The sequence below is a fragment of the Variovorax sp. GW823-FHT04F07 genome, from assembly GCF_058795995.1.
The window spans coordinates 1,246,856-1,261,991 of record NZ_JBXAIG010000001.1 but is presented as its reverse complement, the minus strand read 5'-3'; the positions used below and the strand labels follow the sequence as shown (position 1 = coordinate 1,261,991).

The 15,136-nt window shown below is 68.4% G+C and carries 13 protein-coding genes; 1 reads left to right on the top strand and 12 read right to left on the bottom strand.

Annotation, left to right across the window (positions count from 1 at the left end; all coding sequences use genetic code 11):
* Positions 1-7: 7 nt before the first annotated feature.
* The 4 genes from AC1RAA_RS05975 to AC1RAA_RS05960 form a co-directional block, all read right to left on the bottom strand.
* Complete coding sequence (locus tag AC1RAA_RS05975; protein WP_062472499.1) at positions 8-403, bottom strand: DUF934 domain-containing protein; 396 nt, start codon at positions 401-403, stop codon at positions 8-10.
* On the bottom strand, positions 400-2,178 hold the full coding sequence (locus AC1RAA_RS05970) for a nitrite/sulfite reductase (protein WP_492727117.1): 1,779 nt from the start codon (positions 2,176-2,178) through the stop codon (positions 400-402). Before AC1RAA_RS05970 ends, AC1RAA_RS05975 begins: the two co-directional genes overlap by 4 nt.
* A 241-nt stretch (positions 2,179-2,419) precedes the next feature.
* Positions 2,420-2,740: a hypothetical protein gene (locus tag AC1RAA_RS05965; RefSeq protein WP_139705889.1), complete on the bottom strand. Its 321-nt coding sequence runs from the start codon at positions 2,738-2,740 to the stop codon at positions 2,420-2,422.
* 107 nt (positions 2,741-2,847) lie between these two features.
* Positions 2,848-3,540 (bottom strand): response regulator transcription factor, encoded by a 693-nt coding sequence (locus tag AC1RAA_RS05960; protein WP_062472505.1) that lies wholly within the window; start codon positions 3,538-3,540, stop codon positions 2,848-2,850.
* Positions 3,541-3,683: 143 nt separating this feature from the next.
* Here AC1RAA_RS05960 and AC1RAA_RS05955 point away from each other — a divergent pair, with 143 nt between their 5' ends.
* Positions 3,684-5,660, top strand: coding sequence for a sensor histidine kinase (locus AC1RAA_RS05955; RefSeq protein ID WP_492727115.1), 1,977 nt, complete (start codon positions 3,684-3,686; stop codon positions 5,658-5,660).
* A gap of 22 nt (positions 5,661-5,682) precedes the next feature.
* Here the strand turns inward: AC1RAA_RS05955 and AC1RAA_RS05950 are convergent, their stop codons facing one another.
* The 8 genes from AC1RAA_RS05950 to AC1RAA_RS05915 form a co-directional block, all read right to left on the bottom strand.
* Positions 5,683-6,501, bottom strand: coding sequence for a M55 family metallopeptidase (locus tag AC1RAA_RS05950; RefSeq protein ID WP_492727113.1), 819 nt, complete (start codon positions 6,499-6,501; stop codon positions 5,683-5,685).
* An 11-nt stretch (positions 6,502-6,512) separates the two neighbouring features.
* Positions 6,513-7,574 (bottom strand): DmpA family aminopeptidase, encoded by a 1,062-nt coding sequence (locus AC1RAA_RS05945; protein WP_492727111.1) that lies wholly within the window; start codon positions 7,572-7,574, stop codon positions 6,513-6,515.
* Positions 7,575-7,592: 18 nt separating this feature from the next.
* Positions 7,593-8,519 (bottom strand): glutathione ABC transporter permease GsiD, encoded by a 927-nt coding sequence (gsiD, locus tag AC1RAA_RS05940; protein ID WP_492727109.1) that lies wholly within the window; start codon positions 8,517-8,519, stop codon positions 7,593-7,595.
* Between the two features lie 10 nt (positions 8,520-8,529).
* Positions 8,530-9,450 carry a glutathione ABC transporter permease GsiC gene (gene gsiC, locus AC1RAA_RS05935; protein ID WP_062472516.1) on the bottom strand — a complete coding sequence of 307 codons (921 nt, stop codon included), beginning with the start codon at positions 9,448-9,450 and terminating at the stop codon, positions 8,530-8,532.
* An 80-nt stretch (positions 9,451-9,530) separates the two neighbouring features.
* The gene (gene gsiB, locus AC1RAA_RS05930; protein ID WP_070060868.1) at positions 9,531-11,084 is read right to left on the bottom strand and encodes a glutathione ABC transporter substrate-binding protein GsiB; all 1,554 of its coding nucleotides are present in this window, start codon (positions 11,082-11,084) and stop codon (positions 9,531-9,533) included.
* Between the two features lie 65 nt (positions 11,085-11,149).
* Positions 11,150-13,027, bottom strand: a complete 1,878-nt coding sequence (locus AC1RAA_RS05925; protein ID WP_492727107.1) for a dipeptide ABC transporter ATP-binding protein — start codon at positions 13,025-13,027, stop codon at positions 11,150-11,152.
* Between the two features lie 30 nt (positions 13,028-13,057).
* Complete coding sequence (locus tag AC1RAA_RS05920) at positions 13,058-14,017, bottom strand: isoaspartyl peptidase/L-asparaginase family protein (RefSeq protein ID WP_492727105.1); 960 nt, start codon at positions 14,015-14,017, stop codon at positions 13,058-13,060.
* Positions 14,014-14,985, bottom strand: a complete 972-nt coding sequence (locus AC1RAA_RS05915; protein ID WP_159271651.1) for a MurR/RpiR family transcriptional regulator — start codon at positions 14,983-14,985, stop codon at positions 14,014-14,016. The genes AC1RAA_RS05920 and AC1RAA_RS05915 overlap by 4 nt, the downstream gene beginning before the upstream one ends.
* Positions 14,986-15,136 lie beyond the last annotated feature (151 nt).

Sequence of the window (15,136 nt, the reverse complement as noted above, 5' to 3'; positions counted from 1 at the left end):
TGTCTGCTCAGGCGCCGGCGACGAAGTGCGGCGCGGTCTTCACCGCATCGCCCTGGTAGAACGTGGCGAAGCGGTCGAACTGGCGCTGTGCGTCGGAGGCGTCCACGCCTTCCTTGAGCACGGCGCTGGAGAAGCCGGTGCGTTCCATCTGCACCAGCTGGTCGATCAGCACGTCGCCGGTGGCGCGGATGTCGCCCGTGAAGCCGAGGCGGCGGCGCAGCAGGAAGGCCTGGCTGTAGGCGCGGCCGTCGGTGAACTTCGGAAAGTTCAGGTCGATGCGCTCGATGTCGGCCAGGCACACCTCGATGGCGAGCGGGTCGGCGTCGTTGGCCAGTTGCAGGACCTTCGGGTCGCCGTCGTCGATGTGTTCTTCGGCGGAAAGAATATTCAGAGTCTTTTTCATGCTGCTTCCTCCACCTTGAATCGCGCACCGTTGGCTGCGGCCTTGAACGGGTCGTGGCCCACGCGGCGCAGGGTGTCGATGAAGGTCTCGCCGTTGGCGCGGGTGTCGCGGTACGTGGTGAGCACGGCCTCGATCACGCCCGGCACTTCGGCCGCCGAGAACGAGGGGCCGACCACCTTGCCGGCCTGCGGCGCGCCGCTGAGCGCGGAGCCGTCGGAGCCGCCGAGCGTGACCTGGTACCACTCCTTGCCGTCCTTGTCGACGCCCAGGATGCCGATGTGGCCGCTGTGGTGGTGGCCGCACGAGTTGATGCAGCCGCTGATGTGCAGGTCGATCTCGCCCAGGTCGTCGAGCTCATCCAGGTCCTGGTAGCGCTCGGTGATGGCTTCGGCGATGGGAATGGAACGCGCATTGGCCAGCGCGCAGAAGTCGCCGCCGGGGCAGGCGATCATGTCGGTCAGCAGCTGCACGTTGGCGCTCGCGAAACCGGCGGCGCGGGCGGCGAGCCACAGCGCGTGCAGGTCTTCGGCGTGCACCCAGGGCAGCACCACGTTCTGGTCGTGCGTCACGCGGGCTTCGCCGGCCGAGAAGCGGTCGGCCAGCTCGGCGATGGTGTCGAGCTGGTCGCCCGAGGCGTCGCCGGGCGCCTGCTTCAGGCGCTTGAACGACAGCGTGACGGCGCGCAGTGCGGGGTTCTTGTGGGCGTCGACGTTGCGGGCGAGCCAGCGCGCGAACATGACGTCGTCGGCGGCGTGGGCGCGCAGTTCGGCGTCGGTCTTCTCGGCGCTTTGCAGCACGCGGGTGGCCAGCGTCGGCGGCACGAAGGAGACGGCCACGCGGTCGTACTCTTCCTGCGTGATGGTGTGCGGTGCGCCGTCGTGCTCGAGGATCTGCTTGTACTCGGCCTCGACGTCGTCGATGTAGCGCTGGCCCTCGGCCTTCACCAGGATCTTGATGCGCGCCTTGTAGATGTTGTCGCGGCGGCCGTAGCGGTTGTAGACCCGGATCACCGCTTCGAGGTAATTCATGATCTGCTGCCAGGGCAGGAACTCGCGCAGCACGGTGCCGATGATGGGGGTGCGGCCCATGCCGCCGCCCACCTGCACGCGAAAGCCGATGTCGCCCGCTTCGTTCTTCACCACGTGCAGGCCCACGTCGTGCCAGCCGGTGGCGGCGCGGTCTTCGGTGGCGCCGGTGATGGCGATCTTGAACTTGCGCGGCAGGAAGGCGAACTCGGGGTGCAGCGTGCTCCACTGGCGCATGATTTCCGCGAACGGGCGTGGGTCGGCGATCTCGTCGACGGCGATGCCGGCGCGCTCGTCGCTCGTGATGTTGCGGATGCAGTTGCCGCTGGTCTGGATGCCGTGCATGTCGACCGAAGCCAGCAGGTCCATCACGTCGGCCGACTTGGCCAGCGGAATCCAGTTGTACTGGACGTTCTGGCGCGTCGTGAAGTGGGCGTAGTGGGTGGGCAGCTTGTGGCTGCCGAGCAGGCCCTGGGTCTCGATGGCCTTGCGGTAGACCTCGGCCTCGGGCTCGTCGTATTCGCGGGCGATGCGGGCCAGCACGCGCAGCTGCTTGCTCGACAGCTCGCCGTACGGCACGGCCACGCGCAGCATCGGCGCGTAGCGCTGCACGTACCAGCCGTTTTGCAGGCGCAGGGGGCGGAACTCGTCCTCGTGCAGGCGGCCCTTTTGCCAGCGCTCGAGCTGGTCTCGGAACTGGGCAGCGCGTTGGTGAACGAACTGGCGGTCGAATTCTGTGTATTGGTACATCGTGCGTATGTGTCTTGAAGTGCGGTGCGTCCAGCGCCCCAGCAAGAAGCCCCGGATTCTGAAAGCCCGCCTTATGGAAACAAACTATTTTTTGGTTCGCGTCTTATGCGGATAAGCTTATTCACCAGCATCCATGCGGGTTGCGAGGCGGTTGGTTGCTTATTCCGGATAAGGCGCGAAGGCCGGCGCGGGGTCGCCGGACGCTGGATTCTAGGAACCCGGGGGCACCCGCGCAGGGCGGCTACCGCAGCTTGAAGTCGAAGCCGAGGGTCTGCGGCGAGCTCAGCAGCTGCCGGGCGGCCTTGTCGGCCTGGTGCTGCGCATTGAGCCATTCCCGGGCCAGCCGGGCTTCGGTCCGGTTCAGGTGCTCGATGCCGTGGTGGCGCTCCTTCGACCAGGCCTGGAAGCACTTCACCACCCGCAGCGGATCGCCGATCTGCTCCTCGATCCGCAGCCGATAGATGTCCGCGGCCACCATGACATCCTTCAAGGTGAAGTTCTGGCCTTTGACGTGGACCACGTAGGGGACCACATAAGAAGTTGTCCTGGCGAGATCGCTCATGCCTTCATCCGTGCCTCAAGTCGCTGCCTGTGCCGCAGATTAGCGGCGGGTATCGAAATGAAACTGAGCGTTTCTGAGCGCCGCAGCGGCGCCCGATCTGCTGTGGACTAGCGCCGGATGAGCGTCTTGGCGTGGAAGCGGTAGCCGGCGTTGCGCGCCGTGTTGATCGGCAGCACCAGCCCCGTGGCCTCGCTGACCTTGCGCCGCAGGCGGCGGATCTGGGTGTCGAGGCGGCGCTGGTCGTAGCTCAGGTAGTGCTCGCCCAGGGCCTGCACGATCTGCTGGCGGCTGGCGATCTCGCCGGCGCTGCGCATCAGCTCGTGCAGCACCGTGAGGTCCTGTTCCGACAGCGCAATGGGCGCGAAGCCCGGCGGCGACAGCCGGCGCGGGCCCAGTTCCAGCACCCAGGCGTCGGCCGGCAGCGCGGCGGGCGAATCGCCCAGGCGCCGCGACAGTGCCGCCAGCGTGGCGGCCAGTTCATCGAGGTCGGTGGTCTTGGACAGGTAGTAGTCGGCGCCGATGTCCAGCCCCGTCACGCGGTCGCGGGCGCCGCCGCGCGCCGTCAGCACGACGATGCCCAGGCGCTCGCCGCGTTCGCGCAGTTCGCGGATCAGCGACAGGCCGTCGCCGTCGGGCAGGCCGAGGTCGACCAGCGCGATGCCGTGGCGGGCGGGGTCGTAGGTGCGGTGGAAACCTTCGAGCGACGCCTCGGCATCAACCCGGTAGCCGCTGCCGGTCAGGAACTCGCTCAACTCTTCGCGCAGCACGGCTTCATCTTCCAGCAGGATCACATCACGCATGGGAACAGGGTAGGGGCTGGTGGCCGAGGGAATCTGAGCGTTTCTAAGCACGATGAAAGGCGCGCGGATTGTAGGGGCGCCCTCGATAATCAGCGCCCATGAAACGCCTTGCTCGGTGCCTGTGGCGGTGCGGTTGTCTTGCCGTGCTGGGCCTTCTCTTTTCCACCGCGGCCGCCGCCGGCGTGCTGCGGCTGAATCCGTTGGCGAGCGTCGACAGCCACGGCCAGTTGTCGATGCTGCGCGACCCCGAAGGCCGCCTCAGTGCCGACGAAGCCGCCGCCGCGCCGGGTTGGAAGGCCTTGCCTGGGGCCGTGAATGCGGGCTTCACGCGCGACGCCGTGTGGATCAAGCTCGAGGTGCAGCGCCCGGCCGACGCGCCGCAGCAGCGCTGGCTGGCGCAGTTCAGGAATGCGCTGCTCGACGATGTGCGGCTGTACCGCCAGGACGACACCGGCCGCTGGCAGCTGGCCGTGCACTCGGGCGAAGACATCGGCCGCGAGCACTGGCCGGTCGACGCGCGCAACGTGCAGCTGCCGCTCACGCTGGAAGGCACCGAACCCACGCCGCTGCTGCTGCGCCTGCAGTCGCGCAACGCCATGTCGACCACCATCGGCTTCGCGGCGCCCGAGGTCTACGCGGGCACCGCGCGGCGCGAGTACCTCTTCTACGGTCTGGGCTTCGGATTCGGCCTGATGCTGCTCGCCTTTCACACGCTGTTCTGGCAGATGACGCGCGAGCGGCTGAGCGCGTGGTACCTGGTCTACGTGGCGAACGCGCTGCTGGTCGAGTTCCTGACGGCCGGGCTGCCGCAGCAGCTGCTGGCCATGCCCGCGCGGCTGTCCGACCTGCTGCTGAGCCTGTCGATCTGCGCCGGCGTGGCCATCGGCATCCGCTTTGCCGGCATGCAGCTGGGTACCGATGTGCAGTGGCCGCGCTTCACTCGCGTGGTGGTGTGCGTGGTGGGCCTCGTGAGTGCCATCGCGGTGGCGCTGGTGCTGGCCGGCGCCAACGGCCTGGCCATGCAGGCGGTGCAGGGGACGGCGATGCTGTGCATCGTCTACCTGATCGGCGCCGCGCTGTGGCTGCTGCCGCGCGACCAGGGCCAGGCGCGGGCCTTTCTCGTCATCTTCGGCATCTACTACGTGGGCGTGATGGTGAGCTTCCTGCGCAACCAGGGCTGGCTGCCGGCCGGCGCCTGGACCGACAACGCGACCGCCGTGGGCACGCTGCTGCACCTGCTGCTCATGAGCATGCGGCTGAACCGCCGCTACGACCAACTGCGCCGCGAGAAGGAAGCCGCGCAGGCGCGCCTGGTGCACGTGGTCGGGCGCCAGAACGACCGGCTGGAAGACGAGGTGCGCAAGCGCACGGCCGACCTGCGCGGCGAGATCGAGCAGCGCCAGCGCCTCGAGGTCGACCTGCGTGCCGCGTTGGAGACCGAGCGCCGCGCCAAGCAGTCGCAGGTGGACTTCGTCGCGATGGTGTCGCACGAGTTCCGCACGCCGCTGGCGATCATCCACACCACCGCGCAGCAGATCGCGAAGAACCTCGACGCCGCGCGCGAGAAGACCCTGGCGCGCTGCCTGAACCTGCGCGCCGCCGCACAGCGCATGACCGCGCTGGTCGACGAGTACCTGACCTCCGATCGCATGGAGGCCGGCCAGACGCCATTCCAGCCGCGCCCCTGCGAGCGCGACGAGTTGCTGGAACTGTTCGAGGACCTGGTGGCGGACTGGCCCGACGGCCGCGTCGTGTGGCAGGGCAGCCACCTGCCGCCGCAGCTGGTGTGCGACCTCGGCCTGCTGCGCGTGGCGCTGCGCAACCTGCTGGCCAACGCCGACCGTCACACGCCGGCCGGCCGCGCGATCGTGCTCGATGTGGTGCCGGCGGAAACGGGTGGACTGGACATCCGCGTGAGCAACCCCGGCGACGCGATTCCGCACGACGAGGTGCCGCGGCTGTTCGAGAAATACTTCCGTGGCCGCCAGGCGGCGCGCTCACCGGGCGCCGGGCTGGGGCTGTACCTCGTGCACCAGATCGCCGAGCTGCATCGGGGGCACGCCCGGCTCGACAGCGCCGGGCAGGACGGTCACGTGCGCTTCAGCCTCGCGCTGCCTTGAAGTGCCTTGAAGGCGCGCGGCCTCAGCGCAGCATCGACGACATCGCCGAACAACAGTTCAGCATGCGCACGGCCGACTCCACCGAGTCGGCGCTGAAGCGCAGCGTGACGCCGTCGACGCGCTCGAAGCTCGGCCACTGGCAGAACAGGTCGGCCATCATCGGCGACTGGGTGCGCAGCGTGACCACCTGCGGGCCCTGGAAGACCAGCGGACGTGCATGGGCACGCGCGGCCAGCCCTTCGATCACGCCGGCGCGGATCGCCTGGCGCGATTGCTCCGGCGAGAGCGACACGCCGCTGTTGAAGCCGGTCGCCTTCTTGGTCTGCACGAAGCTCGCATGCGGAAAGAGCGCCTGGTTTTCGGAGATGAACACATCGTCGCCGCTGGCCATCACCACGGGCACGCCGTACTCGCCGGCCAGCGCGCCGTAGATCCCGGCTTCGCCGAGTTCCTGGTTGCCCAGACGGATGCCCGCGAAGGCAAAGCCGTTGATCGTGTGCGCCAGGATGCCGCGGCCCTGCGCGCGCGAGTGGTAGCCCACCATGCACAGCGCGTCCACGCCTTCTTCCACGCCGGCCACCATGCTGAGGTAGCGCGGCTTGCCCTGCACGACACGGGCGCGTGCATCGAGCACGTCGGGCGGCATGTTGCGAAAGCCGCCGTGCGAGTCGTTCACCAGCACCTCGGTGGCGCCGGCGTCGAAGGCGCCGGCAATCGCGGCGTTGGCCTCCTGCGCCATCAGCACGCGGGCGCGCTCGTACTCGGGGTTGCCCTGGCGCGCCTGCTCGTGGTGGTAGACGCCCGCAACGCCTTCGATGTCGGTGGAGATCAGGACTTTCATGGACGTGTGTTTCAGGCGAGAGGTGAAAGGGAAGACGCCGGCAGCAGTTCGCCGAGCGCCGCGCGGTGGTGGCCGTCGCGGCCCGTGACCGGCGTGGCGCGCCACAGCGCATGAAGTATGGCCTGCTCGGTGCTGTCGGCCGCGGCCTGGAACAGCCCGTCGAGCCGCGTGTCGTGCAGCATCGCCACGGCCGGCATGGGCCGGTCGGCGTGGTCGGGGATCGTGTAGGCGGTCGAGAAGGCCAGCACGAGGTCGCCGCTGCCGTGGCCGTAGACCGAGCCGGTGCGGGCCAGCCCCGCGCCCGCGCGCAGTGCCAGGCGGCGCAGCTGGCGCGCATCGAGCGGCGCGTCGGTGGCGACGACGATGATGATCGAGCCCTTCTCGGGCTCCGCCGCTTCCTTCGCTGCCTGCAGCGCCGCGAGCCGTTCGCCCACCGCGTGCCCGGCCAGCACCAGCTGCGGCTGGCGCCCGTAGTTCGCCAGCACCAGCGTGCCCACCGTGTGGGTCGTGCCGTCGGCCATCGCCACGCGGCGCGACGCGCTGCCGATGCCGCCCTTGAGCTGGAAGCTCGACATGCCGCGTCCCGCGCCGACCGAGCCCTGTTCGAAATCGGCCCCGGCGGCGTCGAGCGCCAGCAGGTAGTCGGCCTCGGTCACGGCCAGCCGCTGGATGTCGTTGAGAAAACCGTCGTTGCACTCGAAGACCAGCGGGTTCACCGTGGGCAGCGCGCGGCCGGTCTCGGGGTTGGCCGCTGCGCAGTGGCGGATCTGCGCCGTCGCCACGGTGCCGACCGAGAAGGTGTTGGTCAGCGCGATCGGCGTTTCCAGCACGCCGAGTTCGGCCAGCTGCACCAGCCCCACGCTCTTGCCGAAGCCGTTGAGCACCACGGCCGCGGCCGGCACCTTGTCGCGGAACGGGTCGCCGGCGTGCGGGCGGATCACGGTCACGCCGGTCTGCACCGGGCCGTCGGCCAGCGTGCGGTGGCCGACCGTGACGCCCGCGACGTCGGTGATGGCGTCGTGCGTGCCCGCAGGCAGCGTGCCGATGAAGGGCAGGGAAGTCGTCGAGGCCATGAAGAGAAAAAGAAGAACTTACTGGCGGTCGATCTTCGGATCGAGCGCGTCGCGCAGCGCATCGCCCAGCAGGTTGAAGGCCAGCACGGTGAAGAAGATGGCCAGGCTGGGGAACAGCGCCACGTGCGGCGAGGTCACCATGTCGGCGCGGGCTTCGTTGAGCATCGCGCCCCACTCGGGCGTCGGCGGCTGCGCGCCCATGCCCAGGAACGAGAGGCTGGCCGCCGTGATGATCGAGGTGCCCACGCGCATCGAGAAGTACACGACGATCGACGAGATCGTGCCCGGCAGGATGTGGCGCACGATGATGGTCCAGTCGGACGCGCCGATGCTGCGCTCGGCCTCGATGTAGGTCTGCTGCTTGAGCACCAGCGTGTTGCCGCGCACCAGGCGCGCAAAGGCCGGCACGCTGAACACCGACACCGCCACCACCACGTTGGTCATGCTGCTGCCCAGGATGGCCACCACGCCCAGCGCCAGCAGGATGCCGGGGAAGGCGAACAGCACGTCCGAGATGCGCATCACGATGCGGTCCCACCAGCCTTCGTAGTAACCGGCCAGCAGGCCGAAGGCCGTGCCGATGATGCCGCCCACCAGCACCGACAAAAAGCCGGCCGCCAGCGAGATGCGCGTGCCCGCCAGGATGCGGCTGAAGATGTCGCGGCCCAGCGGATCGACGCCGAACCAGTGCGTGGCCGAGGGCCCGCTGTTCAGCATGTCGTAGTCGAAGAAGTTCTCGGGGTCGAAGGGCACGATCCACGGTGCGAACACCGCGATCACCACCAGCAGCAGCACGAAGATGGCCGCCACGATGCCCACGGGCTGCTTCTTGAAACGGCGCCAGCATTCGCCCCAGGGCGTGCGGACCTTGCCGGCGGTCAGCGCAACGGCAACGGGGGGCAGTGGAACGATGGATTCGGCAGACACGCCGGTAGCTTGCGTCATGGCTGCGTGCTCACTTGTAGCGGATGGTCGGGTTGATGTAGCCGTACAGCACATCGACCACGAGGTTGATCAGGATGAATTCGAGCGAGAACAGCAGCACCAGCGTCTGGATGACGGGGTAGTCGCGCATCTGCACGGCATCGACCAGCAGGCGGCCCAGGCCGGGCCAGTTGAACACCGCCTCCACAAGAATGGAGCCGCCCAGCAGGAAGCCGAACTGCAGCCCCATCATCGTGACCACCGGGATCAGCGCGTTGCGCAGCGTGTGCTTGAACACCACGCTGGTTTCGTGCACGCCCTTGGCGCGCGCGGTGCGCACGAAGTCTTCCTGGATCACTTCGACGAAGGAAGCGCGCGTGAAGCGTGCCATCACGGCCGCGACGGCCGCGCCCAGCGTGATCGAGGGCAGGATGTAGTGTTGCCAGGTCGCGGCGCCCACCGTGGGCAGCCAGCCCAGCTGCACCGAGAAGATCTGCATGAGCAACATGCCCAATGCAAATGCGGGGAATGAGATGCCCGACACCGCCAGCGTCATGCCGATGCGGTCGGGCCATTTGTTGCGGTACACCGCCGACACGATGCCGATCCCCATGCCGAAGATCACCGCCCACACCATGCTGGTGATGGTCAGCATCACCGTCGGGAAAAAGCGCTCGGCAATCTCCGTCGACACCGGCCGCCGCGTGCGGATCGAGGTGCCGAAGTCGCCTTGCACCATGTGGGTGAAGAAGCTCACGAACTGCTGGGGCAGCGGCTTGTCCAGCCCGAGCTCCGCGCGCACCATGGCCACGGTCTGCTCGTCGGCGTCCTGGCCGGCGGCAAGGCGCGCCGGGTCGCCGGGGAGCATGTGGACGAACAGGAACACCAGCACTGCCACGATGAGCAGTGTCGGGATCAGGCCCAACAGTCGTTTGAGGAAGTAGTTCAGCATGGGATACGGTTGTCGCGAACGGGCGATGGCACGGTGCCACCGCCCGCCGGACAGTCAGTCAGGAAACGAAGGAGCTGCGATCAGTTCGACACCGACATGGCATCGATGTTGATGTTCGCGTCGGGCATCACGAACACACCCGACAGGCGCTTGGCGTGCGCCGACAGGTTCTGCTCGGTGACCAGCGGCACGCGCGGCAGGTCCTTGCGGATCTCTTCCTGCGCGGTCTTGTACAGCGCGGCCTTTTCCTTGTCGTCCACCGTCACGAGCGCCTTGGCGATCGCGGCGTCGACCACGTCGCTCTTGTAGAACGACATGTTGTTGAGCTTGGGCGCCCACGACTCGGAGGCGAACAGCGGACGCAGGCCCCAATCGGCTTCACCGGTCGACGACGACCAGCCCGTGTAGTACATGCGGACCTTGGCCGTCTTCGGATCGGGCCATGCATCGACCTGCTCGGTGCGCTGGCCCACTTCGAGCGCCTGCACCTGCAGCTTGATGCCCACCTGTGCGAGCTGCTGCTGCACGAACTGGATCGTCTTCTGGCTGGTCGTGTTGTTGTAGGCGCTCCACAGCACCGACTCGAAGCCGTTGGGATAGCCGGCCTCGGCCAGCAGGGCCTTGGCCTTCTTCACGTCGTAGGGAATGGGCGCCATCTTCTCGGCGAACTTCACGCCCTGGGGCATCACGCCCTGTGCGGGGAAGGCATAGCCGCCGAAGGCCACCTTGGACAGCGCTTCCTTGTTGATGGCGTAGCCGATGGCTTCGCGCACCTTCGGGTTGTCATACGGCTTCTGCAGCATGTTGAAGGCCAGGAAGCGCGTGATGATCGAGGGCGAGGCCACCACTTCGAGCTTGTCGCTCTTCTTCAGCAGCTCGGCCTGCTCGTAGGGAATGGGGAAGGCAAAGTCGGCTTCGCCGGTCTGCAGCATCGCGGCGCGCGTGTTGTTCTCGAGCACCGGCTTCCATTGCAGGTTGTCGACCTTCGGGTAGCCCTTCTTCCAGTAGCCGTCGAACTTCTTGGCCTTCACGGCGTCGGTCTGCTTCCACTCGACGAACTCGAAGGGGCCGGTGCCCACGGGGTGGAAAGCGATGTCCTTGTTGCCCCACTTCTTCAGCGCGGTGGGCGAGATCATGGCGGCCGAGGCGTGGGCCAGCGAGTTGATGAAGGGGCCGAAGGGCTCCTTCAGCGTGATGCGCACGGTGGTCGGGTTCACCGCCTCGACCTTGCCCACGCGGTTGAACTGGTTGTAGCGCAGCAGCTTGTTGTCCTGGTTCAGCACGCGGTCGAGCGTGACCTTCACGGCTTCGGCGTTGAAGTCGGTGCCGTCGTGGAACTTGACGCCGCTGCGCAGCTTGATGGTGTAGACCAGGCCGTCCTTGGACACGTCGTAGCTCTCGGCGAGCACGTTCTGCACCTTCAGGTCCTTGTCGAACTGGAACAGGCCTTCATAGAAGGTCTTGGTCACGGCCGTGGTGATGGTCGTGTTGGTGTTGTACGGGTCCAGCGTTTCCGGCTGGTAGCCGATGGCCAGCACCACGTCTTTGGCAGCCAGTGCCGAGCCCGAGGCGGCGAGCGCGGCCAGGCCCAGCAGTGCGGATGCCCAGCGCAGGGAGGAAGAAGATTGCTTCATGGAAGAACTCCAGTCGGTTCGTGGAAAAAATGCAGGGGGCCTGCGGGTGAAAAAACGGTTCGGAATCAGAAGGCGCCGCCGATGGCATGCCGTGCCACGAAGTGGCCGGGCGCGACCTGCACCAGCGGCGGCACGTCGGGCTCGTCGCCCACGGCGCGGATCGGGCTGGGGATCTCGCCTTCGAGCAGCGCGCGCGGCTTGTGGCGGCGCGACGGGTCGGCCACCGGCACCGCGGCCATCAGCTTGCGCGTGTAGGGGTGCTGCGGCGCCTCGAACACGGCGCGGCGCGGGCCGATCTCGACGATCTGGCCCAGGTACATCACGGCCACGCGGTGGCTGATGCGCTCGACCACGGCCATGTCGTGCGAGATGAAGAGGAACGCCACGCCCAGCTCGCGCTGCAGGTCGAGCATCAGGTTGACGATCTGCGCCTGGATGGACACGTCCAGCGCCGACACCGATTCGTCGGCCACCACCACCTTCGGGTTGAGCGCGAGCGCGCGCGCGATCGCGATGCGCTGGCGCTGCCCGCCCGAGAACTCGTGCGGATAGCGCTGTGCCACCTCGGGCGGCAGGCCGACCTTCTGCAGCAGCCAGTCGACGCGCTGCTGCGCCTCGGCACCCTTGGCGATGCCGTGGATGAGCAGCGGCTCCATGATCGAGAAGCCCACCGTCACGCGCGGATCGAGCGACGCGAACGGGTCCTGGAAGATGAACTGGATGTTGCGGCGCAGCGCCTGCAGCTCGCGCGTGGGCAGCTCGCGGATGTTCTTGCCGCCGAACTCGATCGCGCCGCTCTGGCTCTCGACCAGGCGCAGCAGCGAGCGGCCCGTGGTCGACTTGCCGCAACCCGATTCGCCGACCAGCGCCAGCGTTTCGCCGGGGTACAGGTCGAAGCTGATCTTCTCCACCGCATGCACGCGGCGCTTCACGCGGCCGAAGATGCCGCTGCGCACGTCGAAGCGTGTGACGAGGTCGCGCACGCGCAGGATCGGGCCGGCGTCTTCGCGCACGGTGGTCTGCGGCGTGGTGTCGGTGCAGGGCACGGTCTCGGTGCTGTCTTCGGTGCGCAGCAGTTCAAACTTGGCCGGCAGGTCGGTGCCCTGCATCGCGCCCAGCTTGGGCACGGCCGACAGCAGCGCCCGGGTGTAGGGGTGCTGCGGCGAGGCGAACACGGTGTCGGAGCTGCCGGCTTCCACCTTGTCGCCGCGGTACATCACGAGCACGCGGTCGGCGATCTCGGCCACCACGCCCATGTCGTGCGTGATGAAGAGCACGCCCATGCGCATCTCTTTCTGCAGCTCGCGGATGAGCTGCAGGATCTGCGCCTGGATCGTCACGTCGAGCGCGGTGGTGGGCTCGTCGGCGATCAGCAGCTGCGGCTTGCACGACAGCGCCATCGCGATCATCACGCGCTGGCGCATGCCGCCCGACAGCTGGTGCGGAAAGCGGTCGAGCACGTTGCGCGCTTCGGGAATGCGCACGAGTTCGAGCATGCGCAGCGCCTCGGCGCGCGCCGCCGCGTTGCTCTTGCCCTGGTGGATGCGGATGGCCTCGGCGATCTGGTCGCCGGCGGTGAACACCGGGTTCAGCGAGGTCATCGGCTCCTGGAAGATCATCGCGATGTCGGCGCCGCGGATGCCGCGCATCGTGCCGTCGCGCGCCTGCGCCAGGTCGAGCACCTCGCCGTTGCGCCGGCGGAAGGCCATGCTGCCGCCGAGGATGCGGCCGCCGCCGTGCTCCACCAGCCGCATCAGCGCGAGCGAGGTGACCGACTTGCCCGACCCCGATTCGCCCACCACCGCGAGCGTTTCGCCGTGGTCGACGTGGAAGGACAGCTTCTTGACGGCATCGACCGTGCGCTCGGAGGTCGAGAAGCGCACGGTGAGGTCGTCGACGGCGAGGACGCGGCCGTCGGGCAGGTTCAGGGCAGGGGAGGACATGGCGGATGCGAGGGAAAAAGGGGCAGGGCGTCAGGCGAAGATGGCCGTCACGGGGGCTTCATCGCCGCGCGCGTGGCCGCGGTACATGCCTTCGGTGTTGAAGGCCAGGCTCAGGTTGCCGTGGCGGTCGACGGCGATCAGGCCGCCGGTGCCGCCGATGGCGGGCAGCGACTCGTGCACCACGGCATGCGTCGCTGCTTCGAGCGTGGCGCCGCCGTAGGCCATGCGCGCGCAGATGTCGTACGCGGCCGCGACGCGGATGAACATTTCGCCGCTGCCGGTGCACGAGATGGCGGCGGTGCGGTCGTCGGCGTAGGTGCCGGAGCCGATGAGCGGCGTGTCGCCGACGCGGCCCACGCGCTTGTTGGTCATGCCGCCGGTCGAGGTGGCGGCGGCCAGGTGGCCGTGGATGTCGAGCGCCACGGCGCCGACGGTGCCGAACTTCTTGTCTTCGTCCAGCGGCGGCTTGGTCATGGCGGCGCCTTCGTGGTCGGTGACCACGCGGCCTGTGTCGCGCACGCGGTACAGCTGCTGGCGGCGCGCGTCGGTCGAGAAGAAGAAGGGCTCGACCATCTCCAGCCCGCGGTCGCGCGCGAAGGCTTCGGCGCCCGCGCCGGCCAGCAGCACGTGGGCGCCGTCCTCGAGCACGGCGCGCGCGGCGCGCACCGGGCGGCGCACGTGGCTCACGCCGGCGATGGCGCCGGCCGCGAGCGTGGCGCCGTCCATCACGGCGGCGTCGAGCTCGTGCGTTTCTTCGTGCGTGAACACCGCGCCGTAGCCGGCATTGAAGAGCGGGCAGTCTTCGAGCATCTCGACCGCCAGGCAGGTGGCGTCGAGCGCGGACATGCCTTTGAGCAGCGCGGCCTGCGCGGCGCGCACGATGGCCTGCAGCGCGTCGTGGTAGGCCTTCGCCTGCTCGGGGTTGGTCGTCGAGGCGCTGATGGTGCCGGCGCCGCCGTGGATGGCGATGACGGGCGTGACGTTCTTCATCGGGAAGCTTTCTTCTTTTTCTTGCCGGCGTCGGAAGCGACGGCGGCGGGGAGGGGGGGCATGGAGACTTCGCCGCGCGCATGGCCCTGGCCCAGCCCGCCGTGCAGCCACGGGCGCACCGCCTGCAGGATGCGGCCGGCCGACTGCGCCGCGCCGGGCGCGCGCAGGGCGACCGCGCTGGTCAGTGCCTCGATCAGCGCGAGCACGCTGGTCTCGCAGTTGGGGCGGTAGCTGGTTTCGGTCTGGCCGTACAGCACCACGTCGGCCAGCGGCGCGATGGGCGAGCTGGGGCGGTCGGTCAGCGCGAGCACCGCGCAGCCCTGGCCGCGCGCGATCTGCGCGAGCGCCACCGTGTCGGTGAGGTAGCGCGGAAAGGTCAGGCCGATGAACAGGTCCTGCGGCCCCGCATGCATCAGCGTGCGCGCCGAGTGCGTGACGCCGCTCACGCTGGAGAGCATGCGCACGTCGCTGCAAGAGCCATCGAGTCCGTGCTGCAGCAGCCCCGCAAGCCAGGCGCTGGCACCGAAGCCGCCGATGTAGATCGAGCGCGCCTTCAGGATGCGCTGCACCGCGGCCTCGCAGGCGGCGTAGTCCAGCGACTGGCGCGTGGCTTCGATGTTGCGGCGGCTCTCGTCGAGCGCGGTGGCGAACACCTCGGCCACCGTGGTCGGGTGCTCCAGGTTGCCGCGCAGCCGCTCGACCGGCGCCACCAGCGGCTCGAAGCCGCGCACGAGCTCGGCGCGAAAGGCGGCGTAGCCGTCGAAGTCCAGCGCGCGCGCAAAGCGGTTGGCCGTGGCCACCGACACGCCGGCTGCGGCGGCAAGCTCGTCGATGGGCAGCGTCGCGACCTGCAGCGGATGCCCGAGCACGAAGTCGGCCACCTGCCGGTGCGAACGCGTCAGCCGCGGCAGCGCCTGCGCAATGCGCTGGGCCACGGTGGTGCCTGGGGTGTCGACGTTGGTGCTCATGGGGCGGGCGATGCACCGGGAAGGGTGCGAGTGATGTAAATCAGTTTACAAATATATGTCAGTTATGAAAATTTTCTGTCATTCCCGAGCGATATCGCAAGTAGCGGGCCAGCCGTGAGGGGCTTTGGCGAGGGGCGGAAGGGGCGTGTTT

Excerpts from the sequence above, each read along its gene's own strand:
- AC1RAA_RS05975 (WP_062472499.1), bottom strand. The coding sequence starts at position 403 with ATGAAAAAGACTCTGAATATTCTTTCCGCCGAAGAACACATCGACGAC.
- AC1RAA_RS05970 (WP_492727117.1), bottom strand. The coding sequence starts at position 2,178 with ATGTACCAATACACAGAATTCGACCGCCAGTTCGTTCACCAACGCGCT.
- AC1RAA_RS05965 (WP_139705889.1), bottom strand. The coding sequence starts at position 2,740 with ATGAGCGATCTCGCCAGGACAACTTCTTATGTGGTCCCCTACGTGGTC.
- AC1RAA_RS05960 (WP_062472505.1), bottom strand. The coding sequence starts at position 3,540 with ATGCGTGATGTGATCCTGCTGGAAGATGAAGCCGTGCTGCGCGAAGAG.
- AC1RAA_RS05950 (WP_492727113.1), bottom strand. The coding sequence starts at position 6,501 with ATGAAAGTCCTGATCTCCACCGACATCGAAGGCGTTGCGGGCGTCTAC.
- AC1RAA_RS05945 (WP_492727111.1), bottom strand. The coding sequence starts at position 7,574 with ATGGCCTCGACGACTTCCCTGCCCTTCATCGGCACGCTGCCTGCGGGC.
- gsiD (WP_492727109.1), bottom strand. The coding sequence starts at position 8,519 with ATGACGCAAGCTACCGGCGTGTCTGCCGAATCCATCGTTCCACTGCCC.
- gsiC (WP_062472516.1), bottom strand. The coding sequence starts at position 9,450 with ATGCTGAACTACTTCCTCAAACGACTGTTGGGCCTGATCCCGACACTG.
- gsiB (WP_070060868.1), bottom strand. The coding sequence starts at position 11,084 with ATGAAGCAATCTTCTTCCTCCCTGCGCTGGGCATCCGCACTGCTGGGC.
- AC1RAA_RS05925 (WP_492727107.1), bottom strand. The coding sequence starts at position 13,027 with ATGTCCTCCCCTGCCCTGAACCTGCCCGACGGCCGCGTCCTCGCCGTC.
- AC1RAA_RS05920 (WP_492727105.1), bottom strand. The coding sequence starts at position 14,017 with ATGAAGAACGTCACGCCCGTCATCGCCATCCACGGCGGCGCCGGCACC.
- AC1RAA_RS05915 (WP_159271651.1), bottom strand. The coding sequence starts at position 14,985 with ATGAGCACCAACGTCGACACCCCAGGCACCACCGTGGCCCAGCGCATT.